Raw genomic sequence first — 22786 nt, 5'->3', positions numbered from 1 at the left:
ATGGTAGCGATGCCTCAGGTAGCAGTGTTTCGGGGTAGGGTGAAGTGGAAGCTGGCGCCCTGGTCGATCTGGCCAGTGGCCCAGACTCGACCATCATGGCGCTCGATGATGCGGCGTACGCTCGCCAGGCCAATGCCGGTGCCTTCGAAATCTTCCATGCGGTGCAGGCGCTGGAAGACGCCGAACAGCTTGTTGGCGTAGGCCATGTCGAAGCCCACGCCATTGTCGCGGATGCAGACCTCGGTTTCGCCGGGGTGCTGTACGGCACTGATGCCGATGCGAGCAGGGTTGCGGCCGCGGGTGTACTTGATGGCATTGGCTATCAGGTTGTGCAAGGCCATGTTGATGAATGCCGGGTCGCCGATCACCTTGGGCAGCGGGGCGATGTCCCAAACGATTGCGCGGCCTTCGTAATCGGGTGCCAGCTCGCTGCGAATGGCCTCGACCAAGGCGTTGAGGTCGACGTCGGACAGGCGCAAGGCCGAGCGGCCCATCTGCGAGAAGTTGAGCAGGTTGTCGACCAGGCTGCCGGCAAAGTGCGCCGCTTCACCGATATGCTGCAGGAAGCGCTTGCCGCGTTCGCTCAGACCCTCGCCTTCGATTTCGCCAAGCAGTTCGGTATAGCCGGCGATGTGCCGAAGCGGTGCGCGCAGGTCGTGGGAAACACTGTAGGAAAACGCTTCGAGCTCCTTGTTGGAACGGCGCAACTCGCCAGCCAGCTGTGCCAGTTCTTCGGCCTTGCGCAGGACAATGCCCAGCACAGCGGTGCGCAGTTCCATCACGCCCTCGATCACCAGTGGGTCCCACGCCTGGCAATAGCCGCGCAGTTCTTCCTGCCAGCGTTCAAAGCTGTGCCGTGGGTCGAGGTTGCCCTGTGGCCCGACCTGCTTGGTCGGCTGGCCGGCCCAGTTGACCGTGCGTATCTGCTCGGGGCGGAACCACAGCAGGTAGTGCGAGTGGATCTGCGAGATGGCCACTGCCAGCACCCCGCCAGCATGGTTTGCCAGCTCGGGTAGCTCAGTGATGTCGCGGCGCAGGTTGTCGCTATGGAACACGCTGTCTTCGTCACGTTGGCCAAGCCAGTGCACCAGCGCGGTCACCTGGGCCTCAGGCGGAGTCTGGCCGATCAGGTCACAGCGCTCGGCCGAGATCACCGCCGCGCCCTGGGCGTCGGCAAAGGCCAGCAGCACGTGGGGCAGGTCGCGCAAGCCATCACTGACACTGTCGTGGTCGGCCATGGACGAGATCATGCGTACGATGTGTTGGCGCAGCGCCAACAGCTTGCGCGTGCTGGTATGGGACTCGCGGGACTCTACCTGCAACGACAGCACGCTGGCCAACAGCTCGCAAGCCGTGCGGGTGCGCAGGTCCACCGGGCGTGGCTGCTGATGGTGACAGGAAATCAGCCCCCACAGCTCGCCGTCGACCACGATCGACAGTGACATCGAGGCCAGCGTGCCCATGTTGCGCATGTACTGCAGGTGCACGGGCGACACGCTGCGCAGTGCAGCGAAACTCATGTCTAGCGCCTTGCCGGTGCGCGGGTTGGTTGCGGGCAGCAGCGGCGAGGGCTGATAGTTGGCATCTTCGATCACGCGGATACGGTTGACCCGGTACAGCTCGCGCGCCTGGCGCGGGATGTCTGCAGCCGGGAAGCACAGGCCTGCGTAGCTGGGGTAGCCCGGGTCGGCTACCTCGGCCAGCACCTGGCCATTGCCTTCGGCATCGAAACGGTAGGCCTTGACCCGCCCGAAGCCGGTGATGCGCTTGAGCTGCAACACCGTTTGCTGCAGCAGGTCTTCGATACTGCTGGCCAGTTGCAGACTGGCGACAAAGCTGCGGACCAACGGGTAATAGTCACCTTGCCCGGCCAGGTCTGCTGGCAGGCGGGGTGGTTCGAACTCGGCAATCAGCACCTGGTCGTGGCAATGGACCAGCACATGCAGCAGGGCACTGACGGGTGCGCCCTGGCGCAAGCACACGTCGCCAATGTGGAATGGGAAGACCTCATCTTCGGGAAGCCGTGAGAGGTGTGCGTGCAGGTCAAAGCCATCGTGAACCAGGTCGGAGAAGTGACAACCGATCAGTTCACGGGCTGGCAAGCCCAACCAGTGCTCGACATTTTCACTGGCCTGCAGCACGCACAGGTCGGTGGCATCCAGCACCAGCAGAAAGCCGTGAGGCTGGATGCTGCCCGGAACCTGGATCGGTTCCTGGGCACAGCGCTCCATGGCGTCTGCCAGTGAGTTGTCTGCAGTCATGATTGAAAAAGCTCCTGTCATGTCCGTCCGTGTACGGCACAGGTGTCTGGCGCAGGACGAGTACGATTCACCCTAACAGAATCCCGGTGAATTTACCGGCTCCTGGCCATTGGAGGCACGGGTTGGCCGCGGGTTCTGTGCGACACAGGCTTTTTTTGCTACCACGGTATCGCTTTGTCGCTAATACAAAAAAATGGCTTAGCGCTACTTCGGCTGCACTGCCTCGCTGCTACGCTCAGTTCAAGACACCTCGACAAGGATAACAAGGTGGCGGAGCGCATGCTGGCCGCGCTGTTCGGCCTGTTGTTCAGCGGCAGTACCGTGGCTGCGGATTTTCTCGTGGAAGTTCGGGTGCTGGTGCAACGTGGCTGCATGCTGGTCAACCAGCCCCGCGATGCGGGAGCCCAGGCCCTGGGGCGAATCGACCTAGGTGCGACGGCGCGCCTGGATGGCCCTGGTGCGCCCTTGAGCGGCGTGCTGCTGAGCCAGCGCCCGCCGCGGCTCGAGTGCAACCCGGATACGCCCTATCAGGTGCGCGTCGATGGTGGCCAGCATGGTGGCGTCGGCGAGCTGCGCTATCTGGCCAGCCACGACCGCCTGGCGCGGCCCATTCCTTATCGCTTGTACCGTGACGCTGCCTGGCGTGAGCCGCTGGCGGTGGGGGTAGCCCTGTCGGCGCGTGTGCCGGGCAGTGGTTCGGTTGAATTGCCGCTGTACGCACGTATCGACAAATTGGCCTGGGTGCCGGAAGCAGGGGCTTACGCCGACCTGCTCAAAGTCACCGTTACCTGGTAGGGACGCCACCATGCACAAGGACGCCATGCCATGAGCCGCACTTCGATCCTGTTGCTCACCCTCGGCCCGCTGCTGATCCCCGGCGGTGCGGTGCATGGCAGCACCACCGGTTTCATCCAGGCACGGCTGGTGATCAGCGCGTCTTGCCAGATCAGCAGCAACGAGACGCAACCGGCGGTGCTGGGTGACCCAGGCGTAATGGACTTTGGCGAGCGCGGTCCGAACTGGGACCAGCCGTTGCGCAGCCAAGTGGACGAAGTGGGCGGTGAGGGCAGCTTGCAGATCAGTTGCACGCCTGAAGTTCGGGCCTTCAACGTGCGTATCAATGGTGGCCTCAATGGCGACGATGGCATACGCCGCCTGAGTAACGGCCGTGAACTGATTCCATACCAGCTGGCGGTCGACCCAGGCGGTAACAGCCGCTACGGCGTCGGCCAGGCGCGTGCCTTCACCATCAGCAGCAGCCAGCAAGTCCCGATTCCCATCTACGGTGTGGTAGTGGCGCAACCGCGTGCGCTGCCGGCCGGGCTTTACCGCGACACCCTCAGAGTGACCCTGGACTGGTAACCCCGCAAGGAGACCCCGATGCGAACGAACCTTTCATATTGCGTCCTCGCAGGCCTGGGCCTGGCGTTGGCTTCCCAGGCCCAGGCGGCCACGGTTACGGGGAGTATCAGCTCGACCCTGACGCTGACTGCGGCGTGCCAAGTCAATGGCTCGTCGGGCACGTCGGGGCTTGACTTCGGTGCCTTGGACTTCGGTACCCAGGATGCCTTGTTCGCCACCGCCGATGCCCAGGTGCTGGGAGGCGGGGGAGGCGCCATGAGCATCCTGTGCTCTGCAGGTACGGTGCCTGTGATCAAAGTGAGTGCAGGCCTGCATGATGGCCAGTCGAGCGGTGGCACCCGAGCGCTCGCCGATGGTTCTGGCAACTTTGTACCGTATGACCTCTATACCGACGCTGGGCGTACGGCGTTGCTGGCGGTCGACGACACCATCACCCTGCCGACCAGTACCGGAGCCGCTCAAACGGTCAACCTTTACGGCAAGGCCGTCGGCAAGGCGGGCCTGCCTGCCGGGGTCTACAGCGACACGATCTCGGTCGAGCTGTCGTTCTGATCCATGCGCGGCTGGCTGGCAGGAGGCCTGACTGGCGTCAGCATGTTGTTGACCGCCCCGTTGGGGGCAGTGACCACCAGTACCTTCACGGTGACGGCGCAGGTTGTCGCCGGGTGCCTGGTGGTAGGCGGTGTCACCAGTTACGGCACGCTCGATTATGGCTCGCAGTCGGCGCTGTCCACGGGGCTGCTCAGCACATCCCTGGGGGGGTCTACCGTGACGTTCCAGTGCACGCCGGGCGTGGCCATGAGCATGAGCCTGGACGGCGGGCAAAACAGTGCCAGTGGCACACGCAACCTGAAGCGCACCAGTGGTGCGCAAGTGCTGGCCTACCAGTTGTACCGGGACGCGGCCTATACCCAGGCTTTGGGCATCGGCCAGAGCGTGGCGGTGAGCTATTCCGACCCGACGGCGATCAAGCTACCGGTCTACGGGCGAGTCCAACTGACCGGCACGCAGCCGGCAGGGACTTACACCGATGTGGTGCAAGTGACGGTGACCTGGTAACTGCCAGTGCCACCCATGACAAGTGTCTAAGGAGAGCTGCATGCGGGCAGGCGCGAAGTGGACGCGTGGATTGACTGGATTGTTGTCGCTGGCAAGCCTGCCGGCCTGGGCGGCCACTTCGGTGCTGATCTGGCCGATCGACCCGGTGCTGGAGGCCGACCAGAAGGCAGGTGCGTTGTGGCTGGAAAACCGTGGCACTGCACCGGCAAACCTGCAGGTGCGGGTATTCGCCTGGCGTCAGGGTGATTATAAGGAGCAGTTCCAGGCGCAGCGCGAGATTATCGGCAGCCCGCCGGTCGCCAACATCGCTCCCGGGCAGAAGCAGTTGATCCGCCTGACCCGTACCGGCCCTTCACCCGCCGGCCAGGAGCAGGCCTACCGCATCATCATCGACGAGATTCCGCCCGCCATCCCGGTCGACAAGGCTGAGCCTGGCGCGACGGCGGCCATTCGTTTGCAGATGCGCTATTCGGTGCCGCTGTTTGTCTATGGCGAGGGGCTGTGGGGCAAGGCCGACCCTGAAGGCAAACGCAACGCCGAGGGGGTGGGCAAGCCGCAGCTCAGTTGGCGCCCGGTGACGGTGCAAGGCAAGCCCTACATTGAACTGCGTAACACGGGCCCGGTACATGCGCGGCTGACCGATGTGGTCGTGCAGCAAGGCCGCCAAAGCAAGCCACTGGCTGAAGGCCTGCTGGGCTATGTGCTGCCGGGGGCAAGCATGCGCTGGCCGGCGCCCGTGGCATCCGGCAGCGTCAGCGTGCTCAAGGGCAGGGTCAATGGTCAGCGCTCGGCGGACGCCATCCGCCAAGGCCAATGAGCCAACGGCTGAATGAAGTGCAGGGGCCAGGGAGGACCCGGCAATGGTTGGAAACCGTGTGTGAAATGGCTTCCGGCGACGACGTGCCGCTGGTGCCTGGGGTTGGCCATGGTCAGCCCCGCGCTGGTGCTGGCCGACGACTTGCCCCCACCGCCCACGGAGATGTCCGCCATCGCCGAGGCCACCCTTTACCTCGATCTGGTGGTGAACCAGATGCCCAGGGTTGAACTGATACCGGTGCAGCAGCGGGCCGGGCGCTTGTACCTGGACAGCGACGTATTGCGTGCAGCTGGCGTCTCGCTGCCGGGCAACCCCCAGGGGGAGGTGGCCCTGGACAGCATCGCGGGGCTGCACACCGACTACGACAGTCAGAACCAGCGCCTGCTGCTGCAGGTGCCGCCAGCCTGGTTGCCAGAACAGCAAGTGGGTGATCGCAACCTTTACCCGGCCAGCGATGCGCGCAGCAGCTTCGGCGCCTTGTTCAACTATGACCTGTATCTCAACGACACCGATGAAGGCGGCACCTACCTGGCCGCCTGGAACGAGCTGCGCCTGTTCGACAGCTGGGGTACCTTCTCCAGTACCGGCCAGTGGCGCCAGTCTTTCAATGGCGCACAGGCGGACGATACGCGCCGAGGCTTCATGCGTTACGACACCACCTGGCGCTTTACCGACGAGCAGCGCCTGCTGACCTACGAAGCCGGTGACTTCGTGACGGGCGCCTTGCCCTGGAGCAGCTCGGTGCGAGTGGGCGGAGTGCAGCTGTCACGCGACTTCGCTGCGCGCCCGGATCTTGTCACTTACCCCTTGCCTGCGTTCGCCGGCGAAGCGGCGGTGCCCACGTCGCTCGACCTGTTCATCAACGGTTTCAAGTCCAGTACCACTGAACTGCAGCCAGGGCCGTACACCCTGACCAACGTGCCGTTCATCAACGGTGCCGGGGAAGCGGTGGTGGTCACCACTGATGCCCTTGGCCGGCAGGTGTCGACCACCTTGCCGTTCTATGTCACCAGCAGCTTGCTGCAGAAGGGCCTGTCGGACTACTCGGTGGCCGCCGGCAGCCTGCGCCGTGATTATGGCGTACGCGATTTCAGCTATGGGCCGGGTATTGCCTCGGGCAGCTTGCGCTATGGGCTCAGTGACATCTTCACCCTGGAAACCCACGCCGAAACGGCTGAGTCGCTGATGCTGGGTGGGCTGGGCGGCAACATGCGCATGGGCAACTTTGGCGTGCTCAACGCTGCCTTGGCGCAAAGCCGGTTCGAGGGCGACAAGGGCCATCAGGTCGCCCTTGGCTACCAGTACAACAGCCAGCGCATCGGCTTCGGTTACCAGCGCCTGCAACGCCATGGCGACTATGCCGACCTGAGTCGGGTGGGCTCCCCGGACATGCAACTGAGCAAAAGCAGCGAACAGGTCACCCTCAGTGTCAACCTGAACGAGTACGGCAGCATTGGCGCTGGCTACTTCGACGTGCGCGCCGGTGACGGTACGCGTACCCGGTTGATCAACCTGAGCTACAGCAAGCCACTGTGGGGCAGCAGCAGTGTGTACCTGTCGGCCAACCGTGAAGTGGGTGACAGCCAGTGGGCGGTGCAGGCGCAATTGGTGATCCCGTTCGACCTGCACGGCACCCTGGCGCTGAGCATGGAACGCAGCAATGAAGGCGAGACCCTGCAACGGGTCAACTACAGCCGTGCGGTGCCAGCCGGTGTCGGCGTCGGTTACAACCTGGGCTATGCCGCAGGCAGCGACCGTGATGCCTATCGCCAGGCCGACGTCACCTGGCGCCTGCAATCGGTGCAACTGCAGGCCGGTGTGTATGGCAGCAGCGGTGAGATGACCCGCTGGGCCGACGCCAGTGGTTCTCTGGTGTGGATGGATGCCGGCGTGTTCGCTGCCAACCGTATCGATGATGCCTTCGTGGTGGTCAGCACCGCAGGTTACGCGGATGTACCGGTGCGTTATGAAAACCAGGAAATCGGCCGTACCGATGCCAAGGGGCACTTGCTGGTGCCTTACAGCAGCGGTTACTACCGGGGCAAGTACGAGATCGATCCCATGAACCTGCCACCGGATGTCCTCGCGCCGGACGTTGAGCAGCGTGTAGCGGTGCGACGGGGCAGTGGCTACTTGCTGGAATTCCCCCTCAAGCGGGTCATGGCGGCCAGTGTCGAATTGGTGGATGGCAACCAGCAGGTGCTCAAACTGGGTAGCCGTGTCACCCACGCAGAGAGCGGCACCCAGGCGGTGGTGGGGTGGGACGGGTTGGTGTACCTGGAGAACCTGTCGTCGCATAACCGCCTTCAGGTGGCGCTTGAAGGGGGTGGGCATTGCGAAGTGGCGTTTGACCTGCCCGAAGCGCAAGGCTCGATCCCTCTGATTGGTCCGCTGGTGTGCCGATGAGCGCCTGGCGGCGGGGCCTGGTGGCGAGCGTGCTGCTGTTGCCGAGTGGCACGGCCTTGGCGCTTTGTTCGTCGGTGGCCACGTTGCCGGCAGCGTTTGGCAGCCTTAATTCAACGCAGGTTCGCAACACGGTACAGACGGCTTCCAGCCTCAACTCCGGGTTGCAGTGCACCGGTTCGCTGCTGACCTTGCTCAGCAGTGGTGATCATTTCTACGCCACGATCACGCCCGCCTCGGGTGGGCTGATCGGCCCGACAGGCGATGTCATTCCCTACACGCTGTATGCCGACAACACCACCCGCTACCCGATTACCCGCGGTGTGGCCTACGACTTCGCCCGCAACGGCATCCTCGACTTGCTGGGGCTGCTCGGCGGTACCACACCCAAGGCGGTGCCGATCTACCTGCGCACCCAGATTGGCAGCAATGTCGCGGCCGGGTTGTATCAAGAGGCCCTGACCGTGGCCTGGAGCTGGGATTATTGTTCGGGGATTGGCGCGTTAGGGATATGCCTTGGGCGCGACATCGGTTCGGGTAGCCAGCTCTTGAACGTGAGCCTGACGGTGACCAACGATTGCCAGATCACCACGCCTGACATCAGCTTCGCCAGTGCACCGGTGGTGGCGGGGTTCGGCACGGTGAGCCAGGGCATAAACGTGTCATGCACCAAGGGCAGCAGCTACACGGTAGGGCTGGATGACGGGCAGAACGTGTCGGGTGGGCGGCGGCGGATGAAGTCTTCGGCCAACAACTACCTGGCCTATGACATTTTCAAAAGTGCCGGGACCGTGCGCTGGGGGGCGTCAGGGGCTGCCAGGCGTTCCAGTACGGATGCCGACATCAACCCCGGCGTAGGTACCGGCACGGGTAGCCAGGTGTTCAACTACAACGCCAAGGTCTATACCGATCAGGCGACACCGCCGGCTGCGACCTATACCGACAGTGTGATACTGGATGTGCAATTCTGAACCTGTCGTCCTTCCGGCGGTTCATACCCCTGAAGGAGCCGCCGTGTGTCGCGACGTGCTGCTCCTGCAGGGGCTGCGCAAGGCGAGGTTCAGCGCAAATCGCCTACCATGCTTGCCAGGGTCTCCAGCACCGCTCCGGCCAGTGCCTTCGAACGCGCCCCCGACCACCCGGTGACGGCATCGGGTGCGTCGTCATGGTCCTTGAACGGCATCTCCAGCGTCAGCGACAGGCAGTCATGTGCCATGCCCACCGCATTGCAGGCCAGCGTCGTGTTCGCCTGTCCGGGTTCGTCACGGGTATAGCCATGCACCGTCTGGAAGTCGCGGGTCAGGCTGCACAAGGTGTTACGGAACTGCTCTTCGAGCTTGGCCAGCCGAGGGGTGTAGCCCGGGTTGCCCTCGCATGCGGCCGTGAACACGTGCGGGATCTCCTCGTCACCGTGCACGTCGATGAAGGCATCCACACCGTACTGCTTCATCTGCGCCTGTGCAAAGAGCACTTCCGGGCTGAATTCGACGCTGGCGTCCTGCCAGGCACGGTTAAGGTCCTTGCCCTTGAAGTTGGTGCGCAGGTGGCCGAGGAAGGCGCCGTCGGGGTTCATGTTGGGGATCAGGTAAAGGTCGGCCTTGGCCAGCAATTGCTGGATCACCGCGTCGTTGGCCTGCAGGCGGTCGATCACGCCTTCCATGAACCATTCGGCCATGTGCTCGCCCGGGTGCTGCTGGGCAATCAGCCACAGCTTGCGCTTGCCTTCGGCACCGTCACCTGCCCGCAGCAGGGGGATATCGCGGCCCTGGATACTGCGGCCGCTGGCCAGCAACTCGACCCCCGGGAGTTGGCAGGCACGTTCGATCAGCTGGTTGTGGCGGGCCCGCGGGTAGGGCTCGAAGTAGGCGAACCAGATCTGGTCCTGTTCAGCCTTGACCTCGAACGATAGCGCCGTACCGTCGAACTGGCTTGGCACACGGAACCAGCGCTGCTGGTCGTAGCTGGCCACAGCGTTGTAGCCGCTCCACGCGTTCTTGTACGAGGAGCCGGAAGCGTTGTCCAGGCTGAAGCGATGGACCTGCCCCGGTGTGAGCCCGCTGACCTTGAAGTGGAACCACTGGTAGTGGCCGCTGTGGGTGTCCGGACGAATGGCCAGGTGTACCTGGGCCGGGTTGCTGGCATCCAGTACCTGTATGTTGCCGGAGTCGAAATCGCAGTCGATCTGCAGGGGGGACAGCGTCACGGTCATGTGCCGGGCTCCTTTGCGGGCATTGTTGTAGGGGTACTGTATACGGCTTGGTGGGGATGCTGTGCAAGAACAGGCAGGGCGAGCCGTCAGCGGACAGCCCGTATGCCGCGGGCCAGTGCCAGCAAATGTGTGGACTTCAGGTTATTTGAAGAACTGACTGGGCGTGGTACCGAACTGACGCTTGAACATGCTGGCGAAGGCACTTGGGCTGTCATAGCCCAAGGCCCCCGCCACATCGATGATTCGCTCGCCCAGGGCAATCCGCTCCAGTGCCTGCATCAGCCGCGCCTGCTGGCGCCACTGGCCGAAGGTCATGCCGGTTTCCTTGCGGAACAACCGCTGGATGGTCTTTTCGTCCACCCCCAGTCGCAGGCCCCAGTCGGCAACCGTGGCGTTATCCTCGGGCCGTTCATGCAACGCCGTGCAGATCACCCGCAGGCGCTGGTCGCTGGGCTGCGACAGCTTCAGCGGCAAGGTCGGCAGTACGCAGATTTCGTCGAGGATCAGGCGCATGACCCGGGTTTCGCGCGAGTCCTCGGCAAACGGTGCGGTGAACCCCACCGAGGCCTTGATCAGTTCGCTGAGCAAGGGCGAGATGCTGATGGCCTTGCTCTGCAGGGGCAGGCCCGTTGCCGCGTCGATGCGCACGAACACACTGCGCATCTTCACGTCGCCGACACAGCGAATGGCGTGCACCTGGCCGCAAGGCATCCACACACCGCGGCTGGGTGGCACCGTCCAGCATTCGTTGCCGGACTCGACGATCATCAGGCCTTTGATGGCATAGATCAGTTGATGCTTGGTGTGGCTATGGGGCTCGATGAACCAGTCGCTTGGGTAGTCTGTCGCACGGCTACCCACTTCCCAGGTCCACTCATCGACCTCCACCAACAATTCACGCTGCGGCTTTACCATCGTGACCTCATATCGGAGCAGCCTGGCAGCGCCACTTTAGCAGCAACGGCCAGGGCGGGCCCGCGAGCGGGTGGCCGGCAGCAAGGCGGTGGCCAACCCGAGCAGCGGCAGGAACGCGATGGCTTGGTACACCCATTCGATGCCATGCTGGTCGGCCAGTGTGCCCAGGCCGGCTGCACCCACGCCGCTGATGCCGAACATCAGCCCGAACATCACCCCCGAAACCATGCCGACCCGGCCTGGCACCGCCTCTTGGGCATACACCACCAGGGCAGCGAATGCCGAGGACATCACCAGGCCGATGGCCACCGCCAGTACGGCTGTCCAGGCGAGGTTGGCATGGGGCAGGGCCAGGGCGAAGGGCGCCACGCCGAGGAACGAGACCCAGATCACGGCCTTGCGCCCGATGCGATCACCCACCGGGCCACCGGCAAAGGTGCCCAGCGCAACGGCTGCGAGAAACACGAACAGGTACAGCTGGCTGTGCTGCACACTCAGGCCGAAATGCTCGATCAGGTAGAAGGTGAAGAAGTTGGTGAACGAAGCGATGTAGACGAACTTGGCGAACATCAGCACGGCGATCACCACCACCGCGCGCCACATGGCACCCCGCGACAGGCCAGGGGCCTGTTGGCCCGCGAAACTCTTGAGCCGGGCCTGGCCGTGGCGCACGCTCCAGCCCGTCACCCGCAGCAGCACCAGAACAGCCAGCGCAGCGGCCAGCATGAACCAGGCAATGGCCGGTTGCCCGTGCGGAATGATGATGGCAGCGGTGAGCAGCGGGCCGAGGGCCGAGCCGGTATTGCCGCCGACCTGGAAGGTTGATTGCGCGGTGCCGAAGCGCCCGCCGGAGGCCATTCTGGCCACCCGCGAGGCCTCTGGGTGGAAGGTGGCCGAACCCACGCCGACCACGGCGGCAGCCACCAGCAGCATTTCATAGCTGCCGGCAAAGGCGAGCAGGGCGATGCCCACCAGCGTCACCAACATGCCGGCAGGCAGCAGGTAGGGTTGTGGGTGCTTGTCGGTGAACATGCCGACCCAAGGTTGCAGCAGGGAAGCAGTCACCTGATACACCAAGGCGATCCAGCCGATCTGGGCGAAGCTCAGCGCGAAATCGCTTTTCAGCATGGGGTAAATCGACGGCAGTACGGCTTGAATCAGGTCGTTGAGCAGGTGGGCGAATGCAGCCGCACCGACGATGCGCACGACAAAGCCCTGAGGCTGGTCGGCAGGCGTGGCGGCGGCTATGGAGGCGGCGGAGGTTGTCATGGGCAAGGTTCTTCTATGGCAAGGGAGCAAGGCGTTGCCGCAGCAGGTTATCCAGTGCCCAGGTGGCCTGTCTCACGCCGAACAGGCAGCCAATGTCGCGTTTCGGGCATCCGTGCCCACTGCCTGGCAAGAGAACGGAGGCGCCCGGTATTCCATCATTACAGCGTGAGGAAATCAGGCGCGGCCCGTGTGCAGGAACGGCCTGGTGTCGCGATGGGCCGCTCCTGCAGGTGATTGCCTTCAGGCCATATCGGCTGCGGTCTTGCCGGCGACCTTGCTGCGCCCGCCCAGCCATACCAGCAACAGCCCCGCAGCCGCCAGCACACCTCCGGCCATTGGCACGGCGGCGTAGCCCAGGTTCAGGCTGATAACCGCACCGCCCAGCGCCGCGCCCACGGCGTTACCCAGGTTGAACGCACCCACGTTGATCGACGATGCCAGGCCTGGCGCCTCGATGGCGGCAGTCATTACACGCATTTGCAGCGGCGGTACCACGGCGAAGGTGAACATGCCCCAGACCAGCAGGGCGATGGCGGCGCCGATGTGGCTACCCAGTACCAGGGGCATCGCCAGCATGATCAGCGCCAGCACGGCGAGGAAGATCTTCGCCGCGCCATCCAGCGACCAGTCGGCCAGGCGGCCACCCAGGCTGTTGCCAAGGGTGAAGCCAACCCCGATCAGTACCAGCCCCAAGGTTACGAAGCTGTCCGAGGCGCCGGTCAGTTCGGCCAGCACCGGCGCCACGTAGGTGTACAAGGTGAACATGGCGCCGGCACCGAGCACGGTGGTGGCCATTGCCAGCAACACGCTGGGGCGGGCAATGACCGCCAGTTCCTTGCGCACATGCGGCACGCTGCCGCGTTCACCCTTGGGCAGGGCGTACCACAGTGCGGCCATGGCCAGCAGGCCGAGTGCGGCGGTGCCGGCAAATGCCATGCGCCAGCCAATCTGCTGGCCGATCCAGGTGGCGGCCGGCACGCCGCCGATGTTGGCGATGGTCAGGCCCATGAACATGGTGGCCACGGCGCTGGCCTGTTTCTCCTTGGGCACCACGCTGGCTGCCACCACGGCTCCCAGGCCGAAGAACGCACCATGGTTGAGGCTGGTGACCAGTCGCGAAGCGAGCAGGGTGTAGTAGTCCGGCGACAGCGACGACAGCAGGTTGCCAAGGGTGAAGATGGCCATCAGCGCCATCAGCGCAGCGCGCTTCCCGAAACGGCTGAACAGCAGGGTCATGATCGGCGCGCCGACCATCACGCCAATGGCATAAGCGGTGATCAGCATGCCGGCGCTGGGGATGCTCACCTCCACGCCCTGGGCGATGACCGGCAGTAGCCCCATCGGGGTGAACTCGGTAGTACCGATGCCAAAGGCACCAATGGCCAACGCGAAGAGCACGCGGCCGGGTCTCATTGTTTGAGCAGTCATCGGTGTCAGTCCCAGGTTGGCGCCAGGCCGTCAGGGCTGACCTCGCGGCCATTGCGCTCCAGCTCGGCGATGCGTGCCATGTCATCGCTGTCCAGCTTCAGGCCACGGGCAAGCAGGTTGCTGGCCAGGTTTTCACGCTTGGTCGACGACGGGATCACGGCATAGCCCAGTTGCAGGGCCCAGGCCAGGGCAACCTGGGCGACGGTAGCCTTGTGCTTGGCGGCGATCTGGGCCAGTACCGGGTCTTTCAGCACTTTGCCGTAGGCCAGGGTCATGTACGAGGTCACGGTGATCCCTTGTTCCTTGAGGAACGCGGTCAGCTTGCTGTTCTGCAGATAGGGGCTGAGCTCGATCTGGTTGGTGGCGATTTCCCCTTTGCCGACCACGGCAATGGCCTGCCTGGTCAGCTCGATGTTGAAGTTGGAAACGCCGATCTGGCGAGCCAGGCCTTGCTGCTTGGCGTCGGCCAGGGCCTTCATGTACTCGGGCAGTTCTACGCCGTTGCCCGGCGCTGGCCAGTGGATCAGCAGCAGGTCGACGTAGTCGGTGCGCAGTTTCTGCAAGCTGTCACGCAGGCTGGGGATCAGCTTGTCGGCGGCGTAGTTGTCGACCCAGATCTTGGTGGTGATGAACAGCTCGCTGCGCGGCACGCCGCTTTCGGCGATGGCCTGGCCGACTTCGGCTTCGTTCTTGTAGATCTGGGCGGTATCGATGACGCGGTAGCCGACTGCCAGGGCAGACTTGACCGAGTCGATGACGGTTTGGCCGGTGAGGCGGAAGGTGCCGAGGCCGAAGGAAGGAACGCTCATGGGGTTGCTCCTGAATAGGGGGAGGATCATGTGGTGCCCAGTGTGCAGGTTTGAACGGCAGCGAATAAGCCGCTACGGCGCCAAAGTCATTTGACCTGTAGGCACAAATACATTTTCAAGCTGTGCATTCACTACATAAATAGGGCCAGAGGGGCTTGGAACCTTGTTCAGCTAGCGCTTTTTTATCAAGCGTTGAGGCTGCCCATGATCCCTTCCGTAATACCTGCCGATTCCATCGATGCGCTGATTGCCCGTCAGCTGCCAGGCTGGCTCAAGCGCGCGTCTGCCCAAGAGCTGACAGGGCTGCGCGCCGCTGCTTTACGCCAACAGCGGGCGCAGGATCAAGTAGACGCCTGGTTAGGGGCCATAACCCCCTTGGATGAGTTCGCCGAGTCGTTGCTCAAAAGAGCACTTGAGGCCCATTCGATCAAGCGGGTTGACCTGCGGCAGGCCCAGCTCAGGCTGGTGACCCTGCTGCCAAAACCGTCGATATCGCCTGCTTTACCAAGCACTTCAACACGACTTGTCAGCACCCAGACGCTGCTCTCGGCGGCACTGCACAACTTCCACGAAAAGGAAATGCAGCCTGGCTGGTTCGCGGCCGGGTCGCAGTTGGTCACTGCAAGTGGGCACCTGCTGCCACTCAGTGCGCAAGCCTTTGTCCGTCTTTGCAGAGACATTGATATCGGCAGGCGTTATCAACGCCATTTGCAATCGAAGCTTGAAGGCGAGGGGGTGGCCGTCGAGAGCACCCTGGAGGAGGCGATGAGCGCGAACCTGGCGCTTGCTGCAATCGCCGCAAGGATCAAGGGTGAAATCGATGAGCAGACCTGTCAGTGGATCAACCAGGTGGTGGGCACAGGGTCTTTTCTGCCAGCCGACAACACCGTGTTGAAGTGTCACACCCTGAGGCTGCTGGGTAAGAAGGTCATTGGCGCACTGATGATCGAAGTGCGTCAGAACGGCCGCCTGCTTGGCGTTATTGCGTGGTTGCCTGAGGACCCGTATGCCCCGGTGAGTTGGCACACCCACTGGGAGCTACTGTACATGACCCTTGGCATACGCTTGCGTAATGAGGCGTATCGGCGGTACTTCCAGCGCTTCGTCGCAGAGCGCGATCGCGTCGCCTTCTGCGCGGCGCTGAACGCGCTGCTCAACCAAGGCAACACTGTTCTTCCGCTTGAGCTGGATGGCCGCTGTTTTGCGATCGAGGGTGACGTGTTCGCCGCGCTGCGCCAAGCCCGGATCGACAAAATGCTGGATGACGCGCGGGTATTGGCGGTATCGACAGAGGATGAGGATATCGCCGACCGCCGCGCACGTTTGCAGGGCTATCTGGACTTGGGGTTGAGCGTGGCAGGCCTGGCAGCGCTGTTTGTGCCTGTGTTGGGGCAGGCCCTGCTGGGGCTTACGGTGGTGCAACTGGCGGGTGAGGTGTACGAAGGCTACCAGGATTGGCAGTTGGGTGATCGCGACGCCGCATTGGGCCACCTGTTCAACGTGGCCGACACGGTCGTGATAGCGGCGGTGACGACGGCCGGGACGGCGGCTCTTGGCAAGCTGGCACAGCGAGTGGCGCGGGTGGATGCCATGGTGCCGGTAAGCCTGGGCGATGGCCAGTTGCGCCTGTGTGATCCGTCCTTGTCGGGTTATCAACGTGAGGGCGTCGATCTGATGGTAGGACAGGCCGTGAATGAAACTGGCCGTTCGCTGAGGCGCCTGCACGATGCTGTCTATGAGGTGAGCGAAGGGGACGACGGCGCATGGCGTATTCATCACCCATCAAGGCCAGGGGCGTATTCACCGGCGCTTGAGCACAATGGTGCCGGAGGATGGGTGCATGAGTTCGAGCAACCGCAGCGCTGGCATGACCCCGCCTACCTGGTACGTCGCCTTGCCAGCCGCACGGCGCAGGTGCCCGATGAGGCGGTATCTGTAGCGCTGCAGACCACCGGCTTCGAGGCTGACTGCCTGCGCCGCTTGCTGTTGGAGAATTCGCCCCCGCCGGCACGCTTGCTCGATGCCATCGAACGCCAGCAATTGCACCGTGATTTTCCGACGTTGCGGGGTGACGCTTTCGAGGAGGTCTTCAACGAGCGACAGATCAGCCCGCAAGCAGCGGACCGCGTATTGATGCGAGACTTCCCGGGCCTTTCCCATCGCTGCGCACGGGAAATCGTCGAGGGGGCCAGCAGTGTCGAGATGGAGAGCCTGACGGGTGCAGGCCGGGTGCCCTTGGCCTTGGCGGAGCGTGCACGCTGGGCAATACGCGACAGCCGGATAGACCGTGCCTGCGCAGGGTTGCGCCAGGCCGCCGCAGAAAATGCCGATACCGGTAAGCTCGCGTTGGGCCTGATCGAAGCCATCGCCCCTTGGTCGGCTGGGGTCAACGTTGAGCTGCCTGCCGCGGGCAGGGGTGGGTTGCTGCAGACGTTGAGGCGGCAGCTGGACAGCCGCCAGCGACAGTTGCTTGGTATGAGCCAGATGACGGATGACGCACTGGGTGAGCGGCTTGGGCGTGAGGCACTCGCAGACCGTGAGTCGGCGGCCCGGATGATTGGGCTGGCCCGTGTGGGGCAGGGGATTCGCCCTCCTGTGCGGTTGTTCGATGGGCGTTTGGGCTACCCGCTCAGTGGCCACCTGACAGGGACCCGCCAGGCACTGCGCCGCACGTTGAACCACGTGTATCCGGTGATGAGCAGTGAGCAGCTGGAGGTCTACCTGCAAGACCTGGCGCAGCGGGGGGTGGACCCGTGGAACCATGTCAGCCAACTGCTACAGGCCAAGGTCAGCCTCAAGCAGGCATTGCAAGCCTGGCGAAATGACGCAGGGCTGAACATTGTCCGCCGCCTGCGTCGTATCAAGGTTGCCAGGCGCATTACGGCAAGCTGGCAGCGCTTTACCCCTGGGGAGGTGGCGGGTGACTACCACCTGACCCTCGTGGGTGAGCGAGTGGGTGAATTGCCGGCCTTGCCTGATAATGTGAGTTTCGACCACATCACGCACCTGACCCTGCGCGATATGCAGCTGACGAGCCTTGATGCGGGCTTTCTTGGTCGCTTCAGCAAGGTGCGCAACCTGGACTTGCGGAACAACCGGCTGACTCGCCTTCCTGCAGGTATCGAGCAACTGACCGAATTGAAAAACCTGCGCCTTGGCGGCAACCAGATCGTGCTTTCCAGCGAGGATAACCTGCGTTTGAGCCAGCTTGTGGAGCTGCGCCGTTTGGAGCTCAACGGTAACCCGGTCGGCTTGCTGCCACCCTTGGCGTCTTTCCCCCTGCTGCGCCGGCTGTCCTTGCGCAACACCGGGCTGGGCGATCTGCCCGCTGATCTGGCCAGGCACGGTAATCTGGAGTTGCTGGACATGCGTGACAACCAGATCCAGACGCTGCCTGAAGCGCTGTCTTTAGTGCCGCTTCGCTTGTTGCGGGGCCTGGAGCTGCACGACAATCCACTCTCGGACGAAACCTTGCAGCGCTTGCAGTTGGCCAGGGCGTCGGCCGGGGCCGTTGAGCGTCGACGTGCAGCTCATGCCACTTCGATCCCGAACGCTGCAGCCCCTTGGTTTTCAGGATTCACGCCAGCCCAGCGCGAGGTGCGATTGGCGAGCTGGAACCGCTTGAGCCAGGAAGCCGGGGCGCAGGATCTGTTCCGCTTCTTCTCTGATTTACGCGCCCTGCGTGAATACGACGCACAACCGCGCGACCTGCAGGCCCGGGTGTGGCATATCCTCGAGGCCTGCGAGCAGCACGCTGAAGTACGTGCGAGCCTGTTCGAGCAAGTTGCCCGGCCGCGCAGTTGCAGTGACGAGTTGCTGCTGACGCTCAGCGAGCTGGAGGTTGGCGCGCTGGTCGCCAAGGCCGGTACAGCCGGTACCGGTTTACAGAAGGAGCGGGCGCTGGTCAGGCTGGGGCGTTCGTTGTTCCGCCTGGATAAAGTCAACGCAATTGCCGCGCGGCATATTGCGGATTACTTTTCGAACGATCCCGTTGAGGTTTACCTGACCTATCGCGTCAGGCTGGCAGATAGTCTCGACCTTCCCGTGCAGCCCAGCCATCTTTCGTACGAGAGTTTCAGTGGAGTTGGCCGTGAAGACCTGGACGCCGCGCGCAGCGAGGTGCTGCGGCAGGAAACGCCACAAGCCTTGGCTCAGGCGCTGGCAGATCGATCCTTCTGGCAGGACTATCTGCACGAGCAGCAGGCGGCGCGCTTCAGCCGCCTGGACGAGCCTTTTCAGCAGCGCCTGGATGCGTTGCTCGAACAATCGAAAACGCTGAGCGATGGCGACTATTTTGCCCAGGTCGAGCATATCTGCGCAGCGCGTGAGGTCGCGAAACGGCAGCTTTTGCTTGAATTGAGCCGAGAGGCAATCCAGCGCCACGGCCTGTGAACGAAACAGCCCGCCGAGAGGCGGGCTGTTCGCTGGGGTGGGACGGTCAGCGGCGGCGGAACAGCGGCAGCGGTTCGTCGGTGGCGGCCTGGTAGGTCACCGAGAAGTCCTTCAGGCCTTGCAGCGCGTCTTCCGGGTCCTTGTCGGCACGGATGGCGAATGCGTCGAAGCCGCAGCGGGCCATGAAGAACAGCTGGTCGCGCAGTACATCGCCGATGGCGCGCAGTTCGCCTTTGAACTTGTAGCGGTCACGCAGCAGGCGCGCATTGGAGTAGCTGCGGCCGTCGGTGAATGCCGGGAAGTTCAGGGCGATGACCTGGAAGTGGTGCACGTCTTCGCCGATTTCCTCCGCTTCCTGGTCGCTGTCCAGCCATACACCCAGGCCGCCATCGCGGGCCTTGAGCACATGGGCATGGTCGCGCCACATCTGCAGCGGGACGATGTAGTCGTCGCAGTTGGTCAGCTCGTCGAACGAGGTTTCCTTGGGCAGCAGGTGCCAGGTTTCGTCGACGATCTGGTTGTTCTTAATGATTCGCTGCATAGACGCGTTCCTTGAAGGGGTCGATGCCGATACGCTGGTAAGTGTCGATGAAACGCTCTTCCTCGGTACGTTGCTCGACGTACACGGCAATCAGCTTCTCGATCACATCGGCCATGTCATCCTGCGCGAAGGACGGGCCAAGGATCTTGCCCAGGCTTGCGCCGCGCGCGGCGTTGCCACCCAGCGACACCTGGTAGAACTCCTCACCCTTCTTGTCCACGCCGAGGATGCCGATGTGGCCCACGTGGTGGTGGCCGCAGGCGTTCATGCAGCCGGAGATGTTCAGGTCGATTTCGCCGATGTCGAACAGGTAGTCCAGGTCGTCGAAACGGCGCTGGATGGACTCGGCAATCGGGATCGACTTGGCGTTGGCCAGCGAGCAGTAGTCACCACCCGGGCAGCAGATGATGTCGGTCAGCAGGCCGATGTTCGGGGTGGCGAAGCCGCCCTCGCGCAGTTCCAGCCACAGCGCGTGCAGCTGGCGCTGCTCGACGTCGGCGAGGATGATGTTCTGCTCGTGCGAGGTGCGCAGGAAGCCGAAGCTGTAGCGTTCGGCCAGGTCGGCCACGGCGTCCAGCTGCTTGTCGGTCAAGTCACCCGGGGCAACACCGGTCGGCTTGAGTGACAGGGTCACAGCCACGTAACCCGGGCGTTTGTGGGCACGGGTGTTGCGCGAGCGCCAGCGGGCGAACCCTGGGTACTCGGCATCCAGTGCGGTGTAGTCGACGTTGTCGAGTGCGAGGTACTCGGGGTCGACGAAGTGGCGCGACACACGCTGCACTTCGGCCTCGGTCAGGGTGGTGCTGCCGCCTCGCAGGTGGACCATTTCGGCCTCGACCTTTTCGGCGAACACTTCCGGGGTAAGGGCCTTGACCAGGATCTTGATCCGCGCCTTGTACTTGTTGTCACGGCGACCGTAACGGTTGTACACGCGCAGGATGGCGTCGAGGTAGCTGATCAGGTCCTGCCACGGCAGGAACTCGTTGATGAACGAGCCCACCACCGGGGTACGGCCCAGGCCGCCACCGACCAGCACACGGAAGCCCAGTTCGCCGGCAGCGTTGCGCACCGGCTCCAGGCCGATGTCGTGCACTTCGATGGCCGCGCGGTCTTCCTGCGAGCCGTTGATGGCGATCTTGAACTTGCGTGGCAGGTAGGCGAATTCCGGGTGGAAGGTGGTCCACTGGCGGACGATTTCACACCATGGGCGCGGGTCGACGATTTCGTCTGCGGCCACACCGGCGAACTGGTCGGTGGTGGTGTTGCGCAGGCAGTTGCCGCTGGTCTGGATCGCGTGCATCTGCACGGTGGCCAGCTCGGCGAGAATGTCCGGGATGTCTTCCAGCGCCGGCCAGTTGTACTGCACGTTCTGGCGCGTGGAGATGTGGGCATAGCCCTTGTCGTAGTCGCGAGCGATCCTGGCCAGGGTGCGGACCTGGTTGGCGTTCAGCTGGCCGTACGGCACCGCGACACGCAGCATCGGCGCGAAACGTTGGATATAAAGGCCGTTCTGCAGGCGCAGAGGGCGGAATTCTTCTTCGCTCAGCTCACCGGCCAGGTAGCGGCGGGTCTGATCACGGAACTGCTTGACGCGGTCCTCGATGATCCGCTGATCGTACTCGTCGTATACGTACATAAAAGTCCTGTCTCAGGCATGCAGCTATTCGCGCGCACGGCCGCGCACTCCGGTACGGAGCCGGGGAACGATATCAGGTTGCAGTTATGCGCTAAAGTGATGTTTTTGCATATGAAAAGAACCAAATGGACTATGTGAGATTGACTGCCATTTGTGCGTTGAGCGTCGCCAGGCGTTTATAATCCGACGTTTGCTTCGCAGAGATGTGACCCCATGCTCAAGGCCCTGTGCCAAAGCTTGTGCCTTGTCTTGCCACTGATGGCAAATGCGCAACCGGCTTCGGTGGTGTTCCTCAACCCGGGGCTGTCCACCGAGACGTTCTGGACCAGCTACACCCGCTTCATGCAGGCCGCCGCGGACGAGCTGGGCATGACCCTGCAGGTGCAATACAGCGAGCGCCGCGCTGACCTGACACTGACTCAGGCCCGGGCGATCCTGAGCGCGCCGCACCGGCCCGATTACCTGGTACTGGTCAACGAGCAGTACGTGGCACCGGAAATCCTGCGCCTGTCGCGTGGCACCGGGGTGAAGCTGCTGCTGGTCAACAATGGCCTGACCACCAGCCAGCGCCTCAGCATCGAGGCTCAGCCCGACAAGTATGCCGAGCCGCTGGGTACCTTGATGAGCAACGACGAGCAGGCGGGCTACCAGATGTTGCACTCGATGCTCGCACAACTGCCTCGCAACGCAGGGCCGGTGGATCTGCTGGCCTTTGCCGGGGTCAAGACCACCCCGGCCTCGCAGTTGCGCGTTGAGGGCATGCGCCGAGCCCTGGCCGATTTCCCACAGGTGCGCTTGCGGCAGGTGGTATACGGCGGCTGGAACCGTCAGCGCGCCTATGAGCAAGCGACGCAGTTGCTGGAGCGTTACCCGGCCACCCGCCTGGTGTGGTCGGCCAATGACCAGATGGCTTTTGGTGCCATGCAGGCGTTCGAGGAGGCCGGGTACACGCCGGGGCGTGACGTGCTGTTCGGTGCCGTCAACAGCTCGCCCGAAGCCTTGCGCGCGCGTATCGATGGGCGCTTGAGCGTGCTGATGGGTGGACATTTCACCCTTGGCGGTTGGGCCATGGTGATGCTGCACGATGATGCCCACGGGCTGGCGTTGAACCGCGACGGCCTGCGCGAGCGCCGTGTTCCGGTATTGCAGGAAATCGATCAGGCCAAGGCAAGGCGTTGGCTGAAGCTACTGGAAAGGGACGACTACGGCGTCGATTTTCGACGTTACAGCGCCGAAGGGCGACCGCCCGGTTACCGTTACCCGTTTCTGGCGTCACCGGTCGAATATTGAATGACCCTGCTTGAGGGAAGGGCATTGCTCGTCTTAACTGCTGGTGGTGAAGTGCATTCCCATAACCACTACAAGAGGCAATGCAATGGGAAACCCAACCAAGGTCCGCAAAGCTGACAGCAGTGTCGATGCCTGGGCGATCCTCTGCCTGATCGTTCTGGTGGTGGTCACTGCCGTGTATTGGGTCAGCCACCAGTGACTTGCAACTCAAGACCGTGATGTAGCAGGGCGCCTGCGGGAGGGAATCTCGCAGGCGCTTTATTAGTGCCTGTGGCCGCCTCTTCGCGGTGAAAACATATCCCTTGAGAATGGCGCAGTACCGTCGTAGGAGCGGGTTTACCCGCGAAAGGGCCGGGCCTGCTGGCCAATATCTACCCTTCGTTCACCGTTGCCGT

The 22786-nt window shown here is 63.3% G+C and carries 17 protein-coding genes; 9 read left to right on the top strand and 8 right to left on the bottom strand.

Annotation, left to right across the window (positions count from 1 at the left end):
* Positions 1 to 14: 14 nt before the first annotated feature.
* Entirely contained in the window at positions 15 to 2261 is a 2247-nt protein-coding gene (locus ACF8EF_RS01705) for an ATP-binding protein (protein WP_392460386.1), read from the bottom strand.
* A 267-nt stretch (positions 2262 to 2528) separates the two neighbouring features.
* On the opposite strand from ACF8EF_RS01705, the gene ACF8EF_RS01700 reads away from it, so the two are divergent.
* The 7 genes from ACF8EF_RS01700 to ACF8EF_RS01670 all read left to right on the top strand — a co-directional run bounded on the left by ACF8EF_RS01700 (position 2529) and on the right by ACF8EF_RS01670 (position 8873).
* Positions 2529 to 3056: a spore coat U domain-containing protein gene (locus ACF8EF_RS01700; protein ID WP_176683917.1), complete on the top strand. Its 528-nt coding sequence runs from the start codon at positions 2529 to 2531 to the stop codon at positions 3054 to 3056.
* A gap of 30 nt (positions 3057 to 3086) precedes the next feature.
* Positions 3087 to 3623 carry a spore coat U domain-containing protein gene (locus ACF8EF_RS01695; RefSeq protein WP_176683916.1) on the top strand — a complete coding sequence of 179 codons (537 nt, stop codon included), beginning with the start codon at positions 3087 to 3089 and terminating at the stop codon, positions 3621 to 3623.
* An 18-nt stretch (positions 3624 to 3641) separates the two neighbouring features.
* Complete coding sequence (locus tag ACF8EF_RS01690) at positions 3642 to 4175, top strand: spore coat U domain-containing protein (RefSeq protein WP_209964917.1); 534 nt, start codon at positions 3642 to 3644, stop codon at positions 4173 to 4175.
* Between the two features lie 3 nt (positions 4176 to 4178).
* The gene (locus tag ACF8EF_RS01685) at positions 4179 to 4682 is read left to right on the top strand and encodes a spore coat U domain-containing protein (protein WP_176683914.1); all 504 of its coding nucleotides are present in this window, start codon (positions 4179 to 4181) and stop codon (positions 4680 to 4682) included.
* A gap of 40 nt (positions 4683 to 4722) precedes the next feature.
* Positions 4723 to 5499: a molecular chaperone gene (locus ACF8EF_RS01680; RefSeq protein ID WP_339444615.1), complete on the top strand. Its 777-nt coding sequence runs from the start codon at positions 4723 to 4725 to the stop codon at positions 5497 to 5499.
* A 108-nt stretch (positions 5500 to 5607) separates the two neighbouring features.
* Positions 5608 to 7905 (top strand): fimbria/pilus outer membrane usher protein, encoded by a 2298-nt coding sequence (locus tag ACF8EF_RS01675; protein ID WP_392460400.1) that lies wholly within the window; start codon positions 5608 to 5610, stop codon positions 7903 to 7905.
* A complete protein-coding gene (locus ACF8EF_RS01670) occupies positions 7902 to 8873 on the top strand; it encodes a spore coat U domain-containing protein (RefSeq protein WP_176683912.1) in 972 nt (323 codons plus the stop codon). Before ACF8EF_RS01675 ends, ACF8EF_RS01670 begins: the two co-directional genes overlap by 4 nt.
* 89 nt (positions 8874 to 8962) lie before the next feature.
* Here ACF8EF_RS01670 and ACF8EF_RS01665 read toward each other — a convergent pair whose 3' ends face one another.
* From ACF8EF_RS01665 to dkgB, 5 genes are all read right to left on the bottom strand, one after another.
* The gene (locus ACF8EF_RS01665; protein ID WP_176683911.1) at positions 8963 to 10111 is read right to left on the bottom strand and encodes a carboxypeptidase family protein; all 1149 of its coding nucleotides are present in this window, start codon (positions 10109 to 10111) and stop codon (positions 8963 to 8965) included.
* A 141-nt stretch (positions 10112 to 10252) separates the two neighbouring features.
* Entirely contained in the window at positions 10253 to 11026 is a 774-nt protein-coding gene (locus ACF8EF_RS01660; RefSeq protein WP_176683910.1) for a helix-turn-helix domain-containing protein, read from the bottom strand.
* Positions 11027 to 11062: 36 nt separating this feature from the next.
* Positions 11063 to 12295, bottom strand: coding sequence for an MFS transporter (locus ACF8EF_RS01655; RefSeq protein WP_176683909.1), 1233 nt, complete (start codon positions 12293 to 12295; stop codon positions 11063 to 11065).
* Between the two features lie 240 nt (positions 12296 to 12535).
* On the bottom strand, positions 12536 to 13708 hold the full coding sequence (locus ACF8EF_RS01650) for an MFS transporter (RefSeq protein WP_392460398.1): 1173 nt from the start codon (positions 13706 to 13708) through the stop codon (positions 12536 to 12538).
* A 20-nt stretch (positions 13709 to 13728) separates the two neighbouring features.
* On the bottom strand, positions 13729 to 14532 hold the full coding sequence (gene dkgB, locus ACF8EF_RS01645; protein ID WP_176683907.1) for a 2,5-didehydrogluconate reductase DkgB: 804 nt from the start codon (positions 14530 to 14532) through the stop codon (positions 13729 to 13731).
* A 204-nt stretch (positions 14533 to 14736) separates the two neighbouring features.
* Here dkgB and ACF8EF_RS01640 point away from each other — a divergent pair, with 204 nt between their 5' ends.
* A complete protein-coding gene (locus ACF8EF_RS01640; RefSeq protein ID WP_392460384.1) occupies positions 14737 to 18924 on the top strand; it encodes an NEL-type E3 ubiquitin ligase domain-containing protein in 4188 nt (1395 codons plus the stop codon).
* Positions 18925 to 18970: 46 nt separating this feature from the next.
* On the opposite strand, the gene ACF8EF_RS01635 is transcribed toward ACF8EF_RS01640, so the two are convergent.
* Together ACF8EF_RS01635 and ACF8EF_RS01630 are read right to left on the bottom strand one after the other, a co-directional pair.
* Positions 18971 to 19465, bottom strand: coding sequence for a DUF934 domain-containing protein (locus ACF8EF_RS01635; protein ID WP_176683905.1), 495 nt, complete (start codon positions 19463 to 19465; stop codon positions 18971 to 18973).
* Positions 19449 to 21101, bottom strand: a complete 1653-nt coding sequence (locus tag ACF8EF_RS01630; RefSeq protein ID WP_176683904.1) for a nitrite/sulfite reductase — start codon at positions 21099 to 21101, stop codon at positions 19449 to 19451. The genes ACF8EF_RS01635 and ACF8EF_RS01630 overlap by 17 nt, the downstream gene beginning before the upstream one ends.
* 213 nt (positions 21102 to 21314) lie before the next feature.
* Here ACF8EF_RS01630 and ACF8EF_RS01625 point away from each other — a divergent pair, with 213 nt between their 5' ends.
* Positions 21315 to 22391 (top strand): ABC transporter substrate-binding protein, encoded by a 1077-nt coding sequence (locus tag ACF8EF_RS01625; RefSeq protein WP_176683903.1) that lies wholly within the window; start codon positions 21315 to 21317, stop codon positions 22389 to 22391.
* The last annotated feature ends 395 nt before the right edge of the window (positions 22392 to 22786 follow it).

Source organism: Pseudomonas sp. zjy_15 (assembly GCF_043101865.1).
Taxonomy (GTDB): domain Bacteria; phylum Pseudomonadota; class Gammaproteobacteria; order Pseudomonadales; family Pseudomonadaceae; genus Aquipseudomonas; species Aquipseudomonas putida_Y.
The sequence above is the reverse complement of the archived record's forward strand: the minus strand, read 5'-3'. Positions and strand labels throughout refer to the sequence as shown.